Origin of the sequence: Ruegeria sp. HKCCA5463, assembly GCF_013034175.1 — a bacterium.
Classification (GTDB): Bacteria; Pseudomonadota; Alphaproteobacteria; order Rhodobacterales; family Rhodobacteraceae; genus Ruegeria.
Genome location: NZ_WQFL01000001.1, coordinates 1,160,423 through 1,176,252, shown reverse-complemented (window position 1 = coordinate 1,176,252; position 15,830 = coordinate 1,160,423). Strand labels below are relative to the sequence as shown.

General features: G+C 59.3%; 16 protein-coding genes. 4 read left to right on the top strand and 12 right to left on the bottom strand.

Annotation, left to right across the window (positions count from 1 at the left end; translation table 11 throughout):
• Positions 1-14 precede the first annotated feature (14 nt).
• The 7 genes from GOW09_RS05830 to GOW09_RS05800 all read right to left on the bottom strand — a co-directional run bounded on the left by GOW09_RS05830 (position 15) and on the right by GOW09_RS05800 (position 6,077).
• Positions 15-365 (bottom strand): antibiotic biosynthesis monooxygenase, encoded by a 351-nt coding sequence (locus tag GOW09_RS05830; protein ID WP_171116381.1) that lies wholly within the window; start codon positions 363-365, stop codon positions 15-17.
• Between the two features lie 111 nt (positions 366-476).
• Complete coding sequence (fdh3B, locus tag GOW09_RS05825; protein ID WP_010439472.1) at positions 477-1,070, bottom strand: formate dehydrogenase FDH3 subunit beta; 594 nt, start codon at positions 1,068-1,070, stop codon at positions 477-479.
• A 12-nt stretch (positions 1,071-1,082) separates the two neighbouring features.
• Positions 1,083-3,977: a formate dehydrogenase subunit alpha gene (locus tag GOW09_RS05820; RefSeq protein ID WP_152457710.1), complete on the bottom strand. Its 2,895-nt coding sequence runs from the start codon at positions 3,975-3,977 to the stop codon at positions 1,083-1,085.
• A 105-nt stretch (positions 3,978-4,082) separates the two neighbouring features.
• Positions 4,083-4,271 (bottom strand): ubiquinol-cytochrome c reductase iron-sulfur subunit N-terminal domain-containing protein, encoded by a 189-nt coding sequence (locus GOW09_RS05815; RefSeq protein ID WP_171116379.1) that lies wholly within the window; start codon positions 4,269-4,271, stop codon positions 4,083-4,085.
• A 57-nt stretch (positions 4,272-4,328) separates the two neighbouring features.
• Positions 4,329-4,940, bottom strand: a complete 612-nt coding sequence (locus GOW09_RS05810) for a molecular chaperone (RefSeq protein ID WP_171116377.1) — start codon at positions 4,938-4,940, stop codon at positions 4,329-4,331.
• 4 nt (positions 4,941-4,944) lie between these two features.
• Positions 4,945-5,526, bottom strand: a complete 582-nt coding sequence (locus GOW09_RS05805) for a DUF3306 domain-containing protein (RefSeq protein WP_171116375.1) — start codon at positions 5,524-5,526, stop codon at positions 4,945-4,947.
• Positions 5,523-6,077: a DUF3305 domain-containing protein gene (locus GOW09_RS05800; protein ID WP_171116373.1), complete on the bottom strand. Its 555-nt coding sequence runs from the start codon at positions 6,075-6,077 to the stop codon at positions 5,523-5,525. The genes GOW09_RS05805 and GOW09_RS05800 overlap by 4 nt, the downstream gene beginning before the upstream one ends.
• A gap of 263 nt (positions 6,078-6,340) precedes the next feature.
• Here GOW09_RS05800 and GOW09_RS05795 point away from each other — a divergent pair, with 263 nt between their 5' ends.
• The gene (locus GOW09_RS05795) at positions 6,341-8,293 is read left to right on the top strand and encodes a 4Fe-4S binding protein (RefSeq protein WP_171116372.1); all 1,953 of its coding nucleotides are present in this window, start codon (positions 6,341-6,343) and stop codon (positions 8,291-8,293) included.
• On the opposite strand, the gene GOW09_RS05790 is transcribed toward GOW09_RS05795, so the two are convergent.
• On the bottom strand, positions 8,287-9,015 hold the full coding sequence (locus tag GOW09_RS05790; protein ID WP_171116369.1) for a cytochrome c: 729 nt from the start codon (positions 9,013-9,015) through the stop codon (positions 8,287-8,289). The two genes, GOW09_RS05795 and GOW09_RS05790, sit on opposite strands and share 7 nt — an antisense overlap.
• Positions 9,016-9,137: 122 nt before the next feature.
• On the opposite strand from GOW09_RS05790, the gene GOW09_RS05785 reads away from it, so the two are divergent.
• The 3 genes from GOW09_RS05785 to GOW09_RS05775 are packed head-to-tail and all read left to right on the top strand — an operon-like array spanning position 9,138 to position 11,370.
• Positions 9,138-10,199 carry an Mrp/NBP35 family ATP-binding protein gene (locus GOW09_RS05785; protein ID WP_171116367.1) on the top strand — a complete coding sequence of 354 codons (1,062 nt, stop codon included), beginning with the start codon at positions 9,138-9,140 and terminating at the stop codon, positions 10,197-10,199.
• Positions 10,196-10,894, top strand: coding sequence for a biotin/lipoate--protein ligase family protein (locus tag GOW09_RS05780; RefSeq protein ID WP_171116364.1), 699 nt, complete (start codon positions 10,196-10,198; stop codon positions 10,892-10,894). The genes GOW09_RS05785 and GOW09_RS05780 overlap by 4 nt, the downstream gene beginning before the upstream one ends.
• Positions 10,891-11,370, top strand: a complete 480-nt coding sequence (locus tag GOW09_RS05775) for a DUF6505 family protein (RefSeq protein ID WP_171116362.1) — start codon at positions 10,891-10,893, stop codon at positions 11,368-11,370. The genes GOW09_RS05780 and GOW09_RS05775 overlap by 4 nt, the downstream gene beginning before the upstream one ends.
• Here the strand turns inward: GOW09_RS05775 and GOW09_RS05770 are convergent.
• The 4 genes from GOW09_RS05770 to GOW09_RS05755 form a co-directional block, all read right to left on the bottom strand.
• The gene (locus GOW09_RS05770) at positions 11,367-11,867 is read right to left on the bottom strand and encodes a flavin reductase family protein (RefSeq protein WP_171116360.1); all 501 of its coding nucleotides are present in this window, start codon (positions 11,865-11,867) and stop codon (positions 11,367-11,369) included. The genes GOW09_RS05775 and GOW09_RS05770 overlap by 4 nt on opposite strands.
• An 88-nt stretch (positions 11,868-11,955) precedes the next feature.
• Positions 11,956-13,368: a PolC-type DNA polymerase III gene (locus tag GOW09_RS05765; protein ID WP_171116358.1), complete on the bottom strand. Its 1,413-nt coding sequence runs from the start codon at positions 13,366-13,368 to the stop codon at positions 11,956-11,958.
• Between the two features lie 2 nt (positions 13,369-13,370).
• On the bottom strand, positions 13,371-13,889 hold the full coding sequence (locus GOW09_RS05760) for a hypothetical protein (protein WP_171116357.1): 519 nt from the start codon (positions 13,887-13,889) through the stop codon (positions 13,371-13,373).
• 27 nt (positions 13,890-13,916) lie between these two features.
• Positions 13,917-15,740: a DUF294 nucleotidyltransferase-like domain-containing protein gene (locus tag GOW09_RS05755; protein WP_171116355.1), complete on the bottom strand. Its 1,824-nt coding sequence runs from the start codon at positions 15,738-15,740 to the stop codon at positions 13,917-13,919.
• Positions 15,741-15,830: the final 90 nt, after the last annotated feature.

The window sequence follows — 15,830 nt, the reverse complement described above, 5'->3', positions numbered from 1 at the left end:
TGTGCAATTTCATATCAGCGGTCAAACCCGCCAATTTGCTGGTGAAAGACGGCGCCGACCGGTGCGAGCGCTTCGCGAAGATCATCCTTGGCCGGACCATACACGTCCAACCCCACTGGCGTCAGAAGGGCCAGAAACCGTTCAGCAAAACTGGCACCGAAATTCTGCATATGTATCATGGCATCTTCGGAACTGGCATAGCGTTCATAGATATGAACAGCCGAACCGGTCATGTGCCATTCATAGCTTCTGGCGCCGGTCTCCTGCTGCGTGGCCGCGACCATTTCCGCCCTAAGCGCTTCGAACTCATCCTTTTTATCCAGATCGAGGTCAAGCTTCAGCAGCCAGTAAACATCATTGGTCATGCGCGCCTCTCAAATTTGTTTGCTGTGAAGTTGCAGGAAACGGATCCCCGATCACATCACTTGAAAAGCCCCCCGCAAAGGGCGGGAGGCTGCTTTGTCAAAAGCCGGATTTCAACCGTCTTTCTGGTCGTAGGCCGTGCCCCAACCCCAGGCGCCCGAGCCGAAACCGCGCGCCACGACGCGCTCACGGTAAACTGCGGAAACCACGTCGCCGTCACCGGCGAGCAGGGCCTTGGTGGAACACATTTCGGCGCAGATGGGCAGCTTGCCCTCGGCGATCCGGTTGCGACCGTATTTGGCGAACTCTGCGGTCGAGTGCGTTTCCTCGGGGCCGCCGGCGCAGAAGGTACATTTGTCCATCTTGCCGCGCGATCCGAAGTTACCCGCCTGTGGATATTGCGGCGCGCCGAAGGGGCACGCATAGAAGCAATAGCCGCAGCCAATGCACAGGTCCTTGGAGTGCAGCACGACCCCTTCTTCGTTCTGATAGAAGCAGTCAACCGGGCACACCGCCATGCAGGGCGCATCCGAACAATGCATACAGGCGACCGAGATCGAGCGTTCGCCCGGGTTGCCGTCATTGATCGTCACCACCCTGCGGCGGTTGATGCCCCACGGCACCTCGTGTTCGTTCTTACACGCGGTTACGCAGGCATTGCACTCGATGCAGCGTTCAGCGTCGCAGAGAAACTTTGCTCTAGCCATTTATCGTCCTCCTTACGCTGCCCAGATCTTGCAGAGAGTCGCCTTGGTCTCCTGCATCTGGGTCACTGAATCATAGCCATAGGTCTGGGCGGTGTTGGTGCTTTCACCCAGCACATAGGGGTCTGCACCTTTGGGGTATTTCTCCCTCAGGTCCTCGCCCTGGAAATGGCCACCGAAGTGGAACGGCATGAAGGCCACACCGGCACCGACCCTGTTGGTCAGCATCGCCATCACCTTGACTTTGCCGCCCTCGGGGCCTTCGACCCAGACCTGTGATCCGTCCCGAATGCCAAGGTTGTTGGCATCACGCGGGTTGATCTCGACGAACATGTCCTGCTGAAGCTCAGCCAACCACGGATTGGACCGTGTCTCATCACCGCCGCCTTCATATTCGACCAGACGACCAGACGTGAGGATTATCGGGTAATCCTTTGAAAAGTCGTTCTTCTGGATCGATGCATAAAGGGTGGGCAGACGATAGGCCTGACGATCCTCGTAGGTGGGATAATCCGCCACCAGATCGCGCCGATTGGTATAGAGCGGCTCGCGATGCAGTGGGATTGGATCCGGGAAGGTCCAGACAACCGCACGGGCCTTGGCGTTCCCGAAGGGCGCACAGCCATGTGCGATCGCGACCCGCTGGATACCGCCGGACAGGTCGGTTTTCCAGTTGGTCTTTGGTCCGGCCACGGCGTCGATGGCCGCGCGTTCCTCGGCCGTCAGATCACCGTCCCAGCCAAGATCCATCAGCATCTGCATCGTAAACTCTGGATAGCCATCCTGAATTTCCGACCCAACGCTATAGACCCCTTCGGCCAGCAGGTTGTCGCCGTCGCGTTCCACGCCGAAACGGGCACGGAAGGTCAGGCCGCCTTCGGCCACCGGTTTGGACATGTCATAGAGGTTTGGTGTCCCCGTATGGCCCATTTCCGGTGTGCCCCAGCAGGGCCACGGTAGACCGTAGTACTCGCCGTCGTTTGGTCCACCAATGGCTTGCAGCGTGGTTCTGTCGAACGTGTGCTGGTTGGCCATATGGCTTTTCAGACGTTCCGGCGACTGACCGGTATAGCCGATGGTCCAGAGGCCCGAGTTGAACTCACGCGTGATGCTTTCAACATTCGGGGTTTCGGGATCTTCCATCTCGATATTGCGGAAGAACCGGTCCGCCCAGCCGAATTTGTTGGCGAACTTGGCCATGATGACTTCGTCCGGCAGACTTTCGAACAGCGGATCGACCACCTTGTCGCGCCATTGCAGAGACCGGTTCGAGGCCGTGACAGAACCACGGGTTTCGAACTGCGTACAGGCGGGCAACAGGTAGACGCCATCGGTACGGTCATGCAAAACGGCGGAAACGGTGGGATACGGGTCGATCACGACCAGCATGTCCAGCTTTTCCATCGCCGTCTTCATTTCCGTCATCCGGGTCTGCGAGTTGGGCGCGTGGCCCCACAGAACCATGGCGCGGACATTGTTGTCCTGATCCATGTTGGCCGGGTCTTCCAGAACACCGTCAATCCAGCGAGAAACAGGAATGCCGCGCTCGTTCTGCAGCGGTTTGTCCTTGCCGTCCTTGTCCTTGATCGTGGCGAATTGACCGGCCAGCCATTCGGGTTCTTCACCCCAGACGCGGGCCCAGTGACCCCATGCGCCTGCGGACAGGCCATAATAGCCGGGCAGGGTATGGGAAAGAACACCAAGGTCCGTTGCGCCCTGAACGTTGTCATGACCGCGGAAGATGTTGGTGCCACCACCCGAGGTTCCCATGTTGCCCAGTGCAAGCTGAAGTACGCAGTACGCGCGGGTGTTGTTGTTGCCGTTGGTGTGCTGCGTTCCGCCCATGCACCAGACAACCGTTCCGGGACGGTTGTTGGCCATCGTGCGGGCAACCCGCTTCAACTGCGATCCCGGAGTGCCAGTGACACGTTCCACCTCATCCGGGTTCCACTTGGCAACTTCTTCGCGGATCTGATCCATGCCCCAGACACGGGTGCGGATGAACTCTTTGTCTTCCCAACCGTTGTCGAAGATGTGCCAGAGGATACCCCAGATCAGCGCAACGTCCGTGCCGGGGCGGAAACGGACATATTCATCCGCGTGCGCCGCAGTGCGCGTAAAGCGCGGGTCGCAGACGATCAGCGGGGCGTTGTTCTGCTCTTTTGCGCGCAGAATATGCAGCAGCGAGACGGGATGCGCCTCGGCCGGGTTGCCGCCGATGATGAAGATCGCCTTGCTGTTGTGCATGTCGTTGTAGCTGTTGGTCATGGCGCCGTAGCCCCATGTATTCGCAACGCCCGCAACAGTGGTCGAGTGGCAGATCCGGGCCTGATGGTCCACGTTGTTCGTGCCCCAGTAGGCGGCGAACTTGCGGAACAGATAGGCCTGTTCGTTGTTGTGCTTGGCGGAACCCAGCCAGTACACGCTGTCAGGCCCGGATTCTTCGCGGATGCTCATCATGCCGTCGCCGATCTCGTTGATCGCCTCTTCCCAGCTGATGCGCTTCCACTCTCCGCCTTCCTTTTTCATCGGATATTTCAGGCGGCGCTCGCCATGGGCGTGCTCGCGAACGGCGGCACCCTTGGCGCAATGGGCGCCCAGGTTGAACGGACTGTCCCAGCCGGGCTCCTGCCCGATCCAGACGCCGTTCTGAACTTCGGCAACCACCGTGCAACCGACCGAACAATGCGTGCAGACGGACTTGATGTTCTCGACAGCCGTGTTGGCTGCGGTCTGGGCGCTGGCTGGCGTCACGGTTCCACCCGTGGCGCTGATCGCGGCAAGGCCGCCGATCGTCAGGCCCGATCCACGCAGGAATGCGCGGCGATCGACGGTTTTCTCGCCGACCTGGGACAGGATACTTGTCCGCTGGGGGCGTCTCGCAACCCCGTTGGTCTTTTTCCTAAGCATTTGTTTCCTCCCTTGCGCGCCGTGTATGCCACGGCTGGCTTGGTACTGCTGAAGCCGACGTCGGGGCCAATCGCAACCGTCAGTCGGGTGTGAAAACGTCCGATCCTAGAACCGGGTGCTTTCGATGTAGGCGCGTGTATGCGCGGTATCCTGGATGCGGGTATCGTCTGTCGGCGCTTCGGCCGCTTCGGCTTTCCCGGTCAGGCTGGCGGCGGCAACAGCAGCAGGCGCTGCGGTTCCGGCCAGTTTGAGGAAGTCGCGGCGTGTGGCGCCTTCTTCCTTGGTCTTGCTCATGGGCTCCTCCTGTCCCAATTGCGGTTTGGTGCCCACAGGGCACCGGCGATGTGCGGGCTACCCCGCTGTCATCCGGAACGCTTCGCGCTCGATCTCCATGAATACCCGACCGGCGGTGCCGACGGATGCATAGAGAACAGAGTTTTCAGCAGCTTCCAAATCCGAATAGAAATGTGCGGCCCATGGGCCGATATGTTTGCTCCAGAATGCTTTCTGGTCTTCAAGCGATGCCGGGCTGCCAAAACGCCCAACGATCATGCCTGCCATCATCTCCATCAATGAGGCGATGTTGTCCTCGGGCTCAAACACGTTCTGGGCGCGTGTGATCCCGCGCACCGCCATGTCATTGCGGAGCTGCGCCAGAGGTTTCTCGTTCAGAAAACCCGTGAGATAGAAGCTGGCATAGGGCAGCAATTCGCCCCGACCCAAACCGATGAACAATGCGTTGAATTCCCGTTCCGCGGCGGCGGGCTTGGTGACTTTTGCAACCCGCGCCATGGCTTGGATGGCCTGACCAAGATCAGTGTCATCCCCGCTAAGGCTCGCCATTTGATCCAGCAGCATCTGGTCGGGTGGACCGGCCAGCAGCAAGCCCAGAAAGTTGTAGAAATCCGCGCGCAGGCGATCCTCGGCTGAAACGTCCAGAGTGTGCGCGTCACTTGCGGTCATTCGGTCATCCTTCAAATTCAAATGTCATTCGACGTGGCGCCGGGGGCAGGTCGATTTCTTCCGGCTCGTCCGCGCGGGCGACGGAAACCGGTTCGGGCCCGGTATCGGGTTCGACCGGCGCGGCCTCGGGTTCAGCGCGTATATCGGCTTCGCTTTCAGCAGCATCGTCTTTGGCCTCTTCCGCGTCGGCCGCCAGTGCTTCGATATGTGCCAGCATACCTTTTCCAACCTGATAGGCGGTTTGCATGCTTTCGATCACGCAGGCCGCATCGGTGTAGTCCTCGCCGTAATCAACCAGCCCGTCGACATTGGCCAGAACCGGGTTCAGCCGCCACAGCCGACGCAAAGCCCGACGGCGCAGGCGATCAGGCACGGCCTTGGCCATGAAGCCCGAAACATCGTCGCCGGGTTGCAGGGTCTCTGGGTCGGGAAGGTTGAACTCGGCGAGGATCTCGGCGTCATCCTTTTCTTCCAGCTCCGCTTGCCGTTCTGCGATCGCCTGTTCTTCAAGGGCCAGTGCCTCGGCCTCGGCTTCGGCGTGAACGGCGGCCTTTCGGCGAGACCAGAAATCATCGGGCCGGTTCATTGCAGCGCCTTTCTCGGGGCGCGATACACGTCCGACGTCTGCCGGATACGAGCATCACCCTTGCCGTCTTCAACCAGATCTGTCCGCTTCTTGTCGCGGCGGCGCTTGACGAAAACTTCGTGCTGATGATGTTTCAAAGCAAAATCGCGGACCCAGGCAATCAGCCCTTCAGTCATCGGGATCTTCTCGACAATTTCTTCACCGGTATCCGCGTAATCCTGCCCCTCGAACGGAGAGGCGGTGATCAGAACTGCATTCAGGGGAGTTTCGCCTTTCAGTTCGTCCCGCAGCACAAGGTACAGCGAAGGCTGCCCATCCGACAAGTTAACCATGTAGGCTTCGGTTTCATCTGCCCAGAGCGTCAGGGGCAAGGTGGCCGCGTGATACTCGACGGCATCGCCTTCGCGGCGCAGTTCCTGCCAGTCGGCCGGCCCCGCGCCGGGTAAAAGGGCCACAGCGCGCCAGTTCCACCGGGCCCACCGTGTGACCCCGGGTGTCTTGCGCACGATGACGCCAACCGGCATTTCAGTCTGGCTTGCGGCCTTGGCCACTGGCTCCTCCCCGAAAGGCTCTCCCCTGCCTTTCCAAGTCCACTATGGTACACAAACTGGCTGTGTGCCAAGCCTAAGCTCTACGACTTTGGTCGTAGTCCAGGGTAGCAACTGCGTGAGCAGGTCCTGTGAATGCTTGTGTTTCGTGGCATTTATTGCCGAAATTCAACCCTGTGCAGGAAACGCGGCAAGGGGTTGAAGTTGCTTTCCCGGGGGTACAGCCTAGTGTGCATGGAACCGGGGCGGTTGCCCGAGGAGAGGATATGGCCACGAAACTACTGCTATGTGATTGCGCCGGAACACAGGCATTCGATCCGGACAAGATCGAAAGCGCCTGCGGCGTTGCCTGTTCCAGGTTGCATACCGCGCTTTGTACCGATGAGTTGCAGTCCGCCGCGGACTTGATGAAAGAAGGTGATACCGTCATCGCTTGTGCGCAAGAGCATGACGTTTTCAGGTCACTGGCCGAAGACCTGAATATTGACGTGCCCGGATTTGTCGATCTGCGCGATCGGGCCGGGTGGTCTGACCAAGGTGCGGATGCGACCCCCAAGATGGCGGCATTGGCGGCCGAGGCCGTTCTGGCGCAACCGGTCACACCCAGCGTGGATGTCTTCAGTGAAGGCACCTGTTTCATCATCGGACCCGGTGCGGTGGCCTTTGATCTGGCAGAGCGTCTGGCGGATTCGTTGGCAGTGACCGTCATGACGACTGATTTGTCAGAGCCCCTCTCGCGCGCCTATGACGTGGTGCGGGGGCAGCTTCGTTCGGTTTCCGGTGCGCTTGGTGGGTTTTCGTTGCGTCTGGACGCGCTTCAGCAGGTCGTGCCCGGTGGGCGCGGCGCGTTTGCTTGGACCGATCCAAAGGACGGTGCGCTTTCTTCGTGTGACATTGTCATCGATCTGGCAGGAGAAACACCCTTTGTTCAGGCCCCGGACAAGCGCGAAGGCTATTTGCGGGCTGATCCCAGGGATGCGGTTTCCGTGGAACGTCTGGCTTTTGAAGCCGCGCAATTGGTGGGGACATTCGAAAAGCCGCTTTATGTGCGCGTGGAAGAAACCCTGTGTGCCCATACCCGGGCCGAGCAGGTGGGCTGTACCAACTGTTTGGATATCTGCCCAACCGGTGCGATTTCCCCGGCGGGCGAGCATGTGGCGATTGACCCGATGGTATGTGCAGGCTGTGGTGCTTGCGCCGCGCTGTGCCCTTCAACGGCCATAACCTACGAAGACCCACCTGTTTCGGCGCTGTTGTCGCGGATGCATATTCTGGCCCGTACCTATCGACGGGCCGGCGGCACCGCGCCTCGGTTGCTTGTCCATGACGCCGACGGGGCCGAAATGATCCGGTTGGCGGCGCGTTTCGGGCGTGGATTACCTTCGGATGTGATTCCATTGGAATTGAACGTGATATCTGGCTTTGGCCATGCCGAGATGCTGGCTGCTCTGGCGCATGGGTTCGCGCGGGTGGATGTGCTGTTGGCGCCGACGACTGAACGCGAGGCGTTGAACCGGGAGCTTGAATTGGCACACGCCATTGCAGGCCACGAGGGTATAGGCCTGATTGACGAAGCAGACCCCGATGCGATGTCCGATCTGCTGTACGGGCAAGCGGTGCCCCGGCCTTTGTCCGATCCGGTCTTGCCTATGGGCAATCGCCGGCAAATCGCGCGGCTGGCAGCACAGGCGCTGAACCCGCAGGCTGAATCGCCTTTGCCGCTGCCTGAAAATGCGCCTTACGGGGCGGTTGCAGTGAATACCGACAGCTGCACCCTGTGCCTCAGCTGTGTGTCGCTGTGCCCATCCGGTGCGTTGATCGACAATCCGGACAAGCCGCAATTGAACTTCCAGCAAGATGCCTGTCTGCAATGCGGGATGTGCAAGACCATATGCCCCGAGGATGCGATCACGCTTGTTCCACAACTTGATCTCAGCGATGCGGCCCTGTCACAGCAGGTTCTGAACGAAGAAGAACCTTTTGCCTGCGTGGAATGCGGGGCATTGTTCGGCGTGAAATCCACCGTTGAGCGGATCATGGAGAAGCTTTCAGGCACGCATCCGATGTTCGCGACGTCGGATCAGGCGCGGATGATCCAGATGTGTGACAATTGCCGGGTGAACGTGCAGTTCCAACAGCAAGACAATCCTTTCCAGTCAAAGCCCAAGCCTCGGGTCGTCACGACCGAGGATTACTATTCAGACAGAAAGGATCACTGAAGTTTCAGAGGTGCACCCAGATCCGCAGCGTCGATGCGCGATACGAACGCCAGGATCGCGTCAAGATCGTCCAATGTCATCTCAACCGGGTGAATAGGAGACGGGCGTTCGGGATCGAAAGGCGGTGTCAGACCGTCGATCTGTGTGAATGCGGGGTGGGGGTTCAGGGCGAAAAACGCTTCGAATCGCTGCGACCAGTCGGGCATTGCGCGCAGAACGGCGAAAGAGGGCGTCGACCCCAGGCCATTCATGCGGTTCCTTGGCCCGATGACATGACAGCGCCCGCAATGGGTCATCGAAAGTTCTTCGCCAAGTTGGGTGTCGCCTTCAACGATGTCACCGGACTCAACCACGGCAATATCAAAACTGGCAGAGTAGGGCCCTCCGTCTGCCGGGGCAAAGCTTTCCACCGTGCGCTTGCCGATATCCGATTTCAGCCATTCAAGAAAACGGGTCTGGCGGTCGTTGTCTTCGATACGCAGGTGATAGATCACGTCGTTGCGGGCAAAGACCGGATCACCGGGCGGCGCGGTTTCCAGCACCATGACCCCGGCGTCGTCTGCAATAACACGGATCCCGGTCTTGAGAGAGAAGCGAGGAAGGATATGTTGCAACAGGCCGGAGTCTTTAACCTCTGCCGGGGCCGCAAGGCCAATCGACTCTTGTGACCAAGAGGGGGTGGCAGAGAGCGTCAGGCTCAGGCACAAGAGGACAAAGCGCATGGCTCAACGTAACTTCGCGGGGCGGGATGCGTCAAATGTACAGACAAAGACGGAGACACGTGCAATGAGCGGCGAGTCGATACGCACGCCCCTGTCAGCAGGGCGGATCAAGGGGAACAAGCATGAGTGTTCGTGACGCGGTTCTGGCGAACCTGAAAAAGATCACCGACCCGGTATCCGGGCAGGACATCGTAAGCGCAGGCATCGTGCGCGCCTTGAATGTGGAAGGCGACACGGTACGCTTCGTGCTTGAGGTCGATCCGAAATATGCGGAAAAGATGGAACCTGTCCGCGCCACGGCTGAAAAGGCCGCTCAGATGGTGGAAGGCGTAGCAAATGTTTCGGCCTTGATGACCGCGCATTCCGACAAGGCACCGCCGGATCTGAAACCGAAACCAAAGCCATCGCAAACCGGGCCGCAGGCAGTGCCGGGTGTGGATCGGATCATCGCCGTTGCGTCCGGCAAGGGTGGGGTTGGCAAATCCACCGTTTCGGCCAACCTTGCCTGCGCATTGGCTGCGGAAGGCCGGCGTGTAGGTCTGCTGGATGCGGATGTTTACGGGCCGTCGCAACCCCGGATGTTGGGTGTCTCGGGCCGTCCGGCCAGCCCTGACGGCAAGACGATCCTGCCGCTGCGCAACCACGGCGTCACCATGATGTCGATGGGTTTGATGACCAACGAAGGTCAGGCGGTTGTCTGGCGTGGGCCGATGTTGATGGGTGCGCTGCAACAAATGATGAGCCAGGTGCAATGGGGCGCGCTGGATGTTCTGATCGTCGATCTGCCGCCCGGCACCGGTGACGTGCAACTGACGCTGAGCCAGAAGTTCCAGGTGGATGGTGCCATTGTCGTTTCAACGCCGCAGGACGTGGCCCTGATTGATGCCCGCAAAGGGATCGACATGTTCAACCAGCTGAAGACACCCATTGTCGGGATGATCGAAAACATGTCCACGCATATCTGTTCGAACTGTGGATACGAAGAACATGTTTTCGGTCATGGTGGTGTCAAGTCTGAGGCAGAGGCGCTGGGCGTGCCGCTGCTGGGTGAAATCCCGTTGCATCTGGACATCCGCGTCGCCGCTGACGGGGGCGCGCCCATCGTTGTCAGCAAACCTGACAGCCCGCAAGCCGAGGCATTCCGCAAGATCGCCCGCGACATGATCGCCAAAGGCAACGCATGAGCCAGCCGGTTTTCCCACCCTTGCTGACGGGCCACCCGGTTCAGGGTGGGGAAGACCCGTTCGAGCGCGCGCAGGCCATGGCTGCGCTGGGCTGTGATGCGGGTACGGTTGTCTACAATATTCAGGCGGATTTCCTGCGCGTGGCAATTGTTTTTGCCCCCGAGGTGCCATTGCAGGAGGCGTTGGCGATGCTGCCGCTTTGTGCTGTGGGATTCCAAAACGCGCTGGGCGCTTTGGCCCCGCCAGAGGTTGCGGTGCATCTGGGTTGGGATGGTCTGATTTGCGTGAACGGCGCGCGGTGCGGCCGGTTCCGCGCGGCTGCGTCAACATCAATGCCCGAGGAAGAGCCGGACTGGCTGGTCGTCGGCTGGGAGCTGACACTGTTGCAAACCAGTGATGCGCCGGGTGAAACCCCTGATATCACCGCGCTGTACGATGAAGGCTGTGCCGAGGTTTCTGCAACGCAGCTGGTGGAAAGCTGGTCACGACACATGTTGACCTGGCTCAACCGTTGGCAGGAGGATGGCAACGCGTCCTTGCACGCCGAATGGATGGGCCTGCTGCGCGGCGTGGGCGAACCGCTGATCGACGGTGGCGTATTCCTTGGAACGGATGAACGTTTCGGGATGCTGATCCGCGACGGGGTCGATACGCATCTGCGCCCCCTGACTGACTTGTTGGAGAACCGAGAATGAAACTGGCCCGAGCGATCCATTTCGACGAAAGCGACATGAACGTGTTTCATTCCCCGGCGCGCACCGGAGAGTGGTGCGTTTCGGGCGGGTTTGAGTTTTCCAACTGGGGGCAGGGCGATCTTGAAGGCAAGGCACGACAGGCATTTGCGAATGGCTGGCTGGGGTTGGAAACCTTTGGTCGGGTGACTTTTGTCGCCGTGACGCAGATCGAAGCCGCAGAGAAAGATCAGATTGCGCATAACCTGGCCGAACATTTTGTGCAGTTCTATGGCGCACCCTCGGTCGAGGCCGCATTGGGCGTTGCGCAAGCTGAAATCGACCACATGTCAGAGTTGTGCGAAGACCATACGGCCAACACGCTGTTGACCGTCGCAAGGGAACTGACAGAGACAGGCGTGCACGAAGCCTTTCGCGTGATCACTCCGCAGGACGCGGAACTGGAGGCGTTGGCGGTTCACGGGTCGCTGGACGATTAGATCAGGTCGACAAACCCGCCGAACTGCCCGCGTTTGAAAATCAGCCCTTTGCCGGTGCGATACATGACCTGCTCTACCTGACCCACGATGATCAGATGATCCCCTGCGTCATGACGGGCATGAAGGCGGCAATCGAACCGGGCCAGACACTGGGCCAGATGTGGACGCCCGACCGTATCCTCGGTCCAGTTTGCATGTGAGAAATCCGCCCCATCGCGTGCAAACCGCAACGCCTGATCCTGCTGATCCTGCGCCATGACGTGGATCGAATAGAGATCACAGGTGCTGAACGTATCAAATCGGAATGATTCCTTGGCCAGACACCACAGGACCAGTGGCGGTTCCAACGAGACTGACGCAAATGAATTCACTGTTATGGCGCGCGGACCTTCGTCGGATTGCGCGGTAATTACCGTGACGCCGGTGCCAAAGCATCCCAGTGCTTCCCGAAAGGCGGGGCTTTGATCCGGGGTCGGTGTAAAGGTCTTTTCGGTCATTGCGCGCTTAATCCTTGGCCGCGCATCAGGTGCCATGCGTGGCCCGGATTGTCCATGAAAAGCTGACTGCCGGGTGCAATTTATGCCGTCAGTTCAGATCTTCCAGCAAACGACCATGTTTGCGGGTTTCCATGATCACCTCGCCAAAAGTCGTGAGGCCGCGTGCTTGCAGGATCGGCAGCATCTTGATCAATGCCTCGGCCGTGGCAACCGCGTCGCCCAGTGCGGTATGGCGCAACGTTTCGGGGATCGTGATTTCCAGCCGTTCACACAAGGCATCCAGTGTGTGCGTATCGCTTGCCCCGAACAGCACCGCAGATAGCAGGACCGTGTCGAGTATCGGATGATCCCACTCGACACCCATCCGTTTGGCATGGCGGCGCAGGAACGCCATGTCGAACGGGGCATTATGCGCCACGATCACGGCGTCGCGCGAAAACTGATGGAAAACGCGTCCGGCTTCGGCGATATCAGGCGCCCCCTGAACCATACGATCGCTGATCTTGTGTACTTTGGTCGACGCCGGGGGAATCGGAATGCCGGGATCAACCAGCATGTCCAGATGTTCACCCTGAACGATTTTACCATTCAGAACGCGCACTGCGCCGATCTGCACGATCTCATCCTTGTGAGGTAGCAAACCGGTTGTTTCCGTGTCGAAAACCACGAAACATAGATCCGACAGGGGGCGGTTCTCGAACGCATCATCCCCCGGTGTATTGAGAAGTTCGAAATCATAGACCAGCGGGCGGGCATCGTCCGGTGACATATGTGTCGCGCTGTCTTCGAAGACAAGCATATATCCGGGTGCATCGCCCAAGGGTTTCATCCGGGCGGAATAGGTCTGCCGCCCGTCCACGCTGGACAGGGTGCAATAGACGTCCTTTCCGGTTTTGCACAACTTGGCATATGCGTCTGTCAGGCCGGTGGCTTCGAGATATTCGAAAAGAGATGCGTTCAGACGAGGATGCGCGATCTGGGCAAGAACCTCGGCGGCCTGCCCGTCGTACAGAACAATCTGATGTTTCGGACTGGCCAGCAGCATGGCCACAGGGATTTCCGTCAGCAGCGCGGTCAGGCGTTGTTTTTCTGCGGCCAGATGCGCGGTTTCGGCGGCCACGGCCTCGGCCGTGCGCATGGCGTTCGAGGCCAGTTGTTCCGCCAATCCCGCCGCTGCCGGGGCAAGATCACCCAGATACCGCGCGGCCTGCATGTCCAGGTCGGTGCTTACACCGGCATGTGCACGGGCACGCAGTTGGGCGGAAAGCCGTTCGATCGGTTTGGCGACGTTGTCGTCGAACAGCAGCCAAACACCCGCGACCAGTGCCAGAAATCCAAATCCGATCAGGATTTCGGCGAAGACGAAATCATTCAGCAGACCGGGGTTTCCCGCACGGGAATAGGTGATCCAGAGAGCGGTGGCGCTGATGGCAACCCCGCCAAGGGCGAGGAGACAGAAGAACAGAAAAATCCTGAGCCTCAAACTCAATCCGGTCAGCATGATCACACCCCGCAAGTGGCTGCGATGACGGGGTCATTGGTTCCGGCTGCTATCCAGTCAGCGTTCACCAGACGCCCGTCCTCGGCAAATTCGGCACCATCCGCCAGGTTGGCGCGGCGGCCTTCTGCACAATTCACGGCCACCGGCAGTTTCGAAACCGGAGCCCAGCGGCCAAAGAAGTAAAGATCGACAAGCCGTTGTTCCGGAACGTTTTCGTTTGTGCGCACCGATACGGTGTCGATTGCGGCAAACCGGTCAACGAACGGAACCGCGTAGGTCCAGGGACGATAAAACGCGCGGCTTTCGACCTCTTGCACGATGGTCATCTCTTCCGGCAGTTGGTCGCGCGTGCGATCGTACCAGGAATATTCGCTGTTGATGGTCATCGCGATCATTCCAAGACCGGCCGCAACCGGCGTTGTCCATTTTGGCAAACGCCCTCCGGTCAGCTTGTTCAGCAGAAGAACGATTCCGGCACATGCGACCCCTGCGAAAATCGTGCCGATCAGTTCCAGAAACATGTGGTCTCTCCGTTGGTCAGTCGCATGTCAGCCCAGCATTCCCTTGCCGTGGCCAACTGCCGATTGCATCGTTTTTACCACCACGAAAGCATCACGCAGATGACTTCGCTCAAAGTCCGACAATTCAGACGGTGGCAGGTAGTTGTCGGGCATCGCTCCGGATTTAACCAGCCGCACCTGATGCTCCAGCCGGGTTTCAGCGATCAGATCATAGGCGTCCAGCAAGTCACGCGCACCAGAAGGGCTGAGCACGCCACTGGCCTCGGCTGCTTTCAGGCGGGCGCGGGTGTTGGCCTCGGTCAGCTCGCCTTGCAGTGCATAGATGCGCGCCAGATCGACGACGGGCACAACTCCGTTGTGTTTCAGATCCAGCGTATTGCGATGCTCGCCCGAGCGGATCGTCGCGAAACCGCGCAGCAGGCCCAGGGGGGGCGTGTGCTTCAGCGAGTTCGAAATCATGTGTGCGACGAAGATCGAGTTTGCCCTGGCCACTGCCAGAGTGTCCGCTTGCAGATCGCCAAACAACTCAAATGCGCCGCCGATGGGGCGCAGGTCGAACATGACCGAGGCCAGCATTTGCGCCTCGGGGTTTGGCTTAGCAATCCAGCCTTTGAAATAGTCGCGCCAGACACGAACCGGCTGACACCAGCGCGGATTGGTCGCCATCATGTCGCCGGGGCAGTAGAAGTACCCGCAGACGTCCAGCCCGTCAGAGACGAATTTGGCCAGTTTGGTGAAATAGGACATATCGGCGTCGGTGACGCTATCGTCCAGCATCAGGCAATTGTCCTGATCCGATACGCCGGTTTGTTCTTGCCGTCCCTGTGAGCCGCAGGCCAGCCACAAATAGGGTACAGGCGGCGGCCCCAGTTCAGATTCGGCCAATTTCAGCAGGCGGCGGGTAACCGTGTCTGCAATATCGGTGATCAGCCGCGTGACGATCTCGTGCCGGTTCCCGCCGGCAACCAACTGAACCAGCAACTGCGGAATTTCCGCCGTCACCCTCGCCATCTCTTCGGCACTGTCAGCCTTTGCGATCCGACCAACCAATTCGGCCGAGTTGACGGCCTGATAGTGGGTCAGATCGGTCTGCGTCACGATCCCGACCAGACGACCGCCTTCGGAAACCGGGATGTGGCCAATGCCGCGCTCCATCATGATATGCAGAACGTCCGAGCCGATATCGCTGGGCGACAGGGTTACGGGATTTGCAGTCATGATTTCGGAAATCCGTGTGGTTTCGGGCAACCCGTTGGCAACATATTTGCCCGAAATGTCCCGCAGGGTGGCGATACCTTTCAACTTCTCTCCATCTGTCACGCATAGCGACGAGATGTGTTTGTCGCGCATGATCTGTGCCGCTTCCTGAACTGTCGTGTCCGCAGGGCAGGTGGCGGGATCGCGCGCCATCAAAACGTCAATCGAACTGGTCGCAAGGCTTTGCGGGCCACTGCGATCTCCACGGGTTCGATTGAAGAATTTGGCAACGACGTCGTGGTTGTCGATCAAACTGCGCACCAAATCCGGTGGCAGAACCATCAGGACCGACGGCGTATGAGCACGGGCTTTGGTGGCGGCTTTGCCGTCTTTCAGCAGGCCCCTCTCGCCGAAGGAGTTGCGCAGCCCCAGATGAGAGACGATGGCCCCGTTCTCATCGGTAATCTCAACCTGTCCTTCGTAGATCAAGAAAACCCCGGGCAACTTGTGACCCAGCTCATAGACAGAAGCGTCCTCCTCAACTTCCCATACCTCGATCTGTTTGACGATCTGATCCAGGGCGTCGGAAGGCAACACGTCATAGGGGTGAACGGATTTCAGAAACCGGGCAATTTCATCATGGGACAGGGGCATGTGTTGTCTCCGGTGTTCTGGTTAAAAAATCCCGCCCAGTGGTGTGCCGGGCGGGAACAGTGGATCGAAAGACGCGGTCGAAGGCAAGAA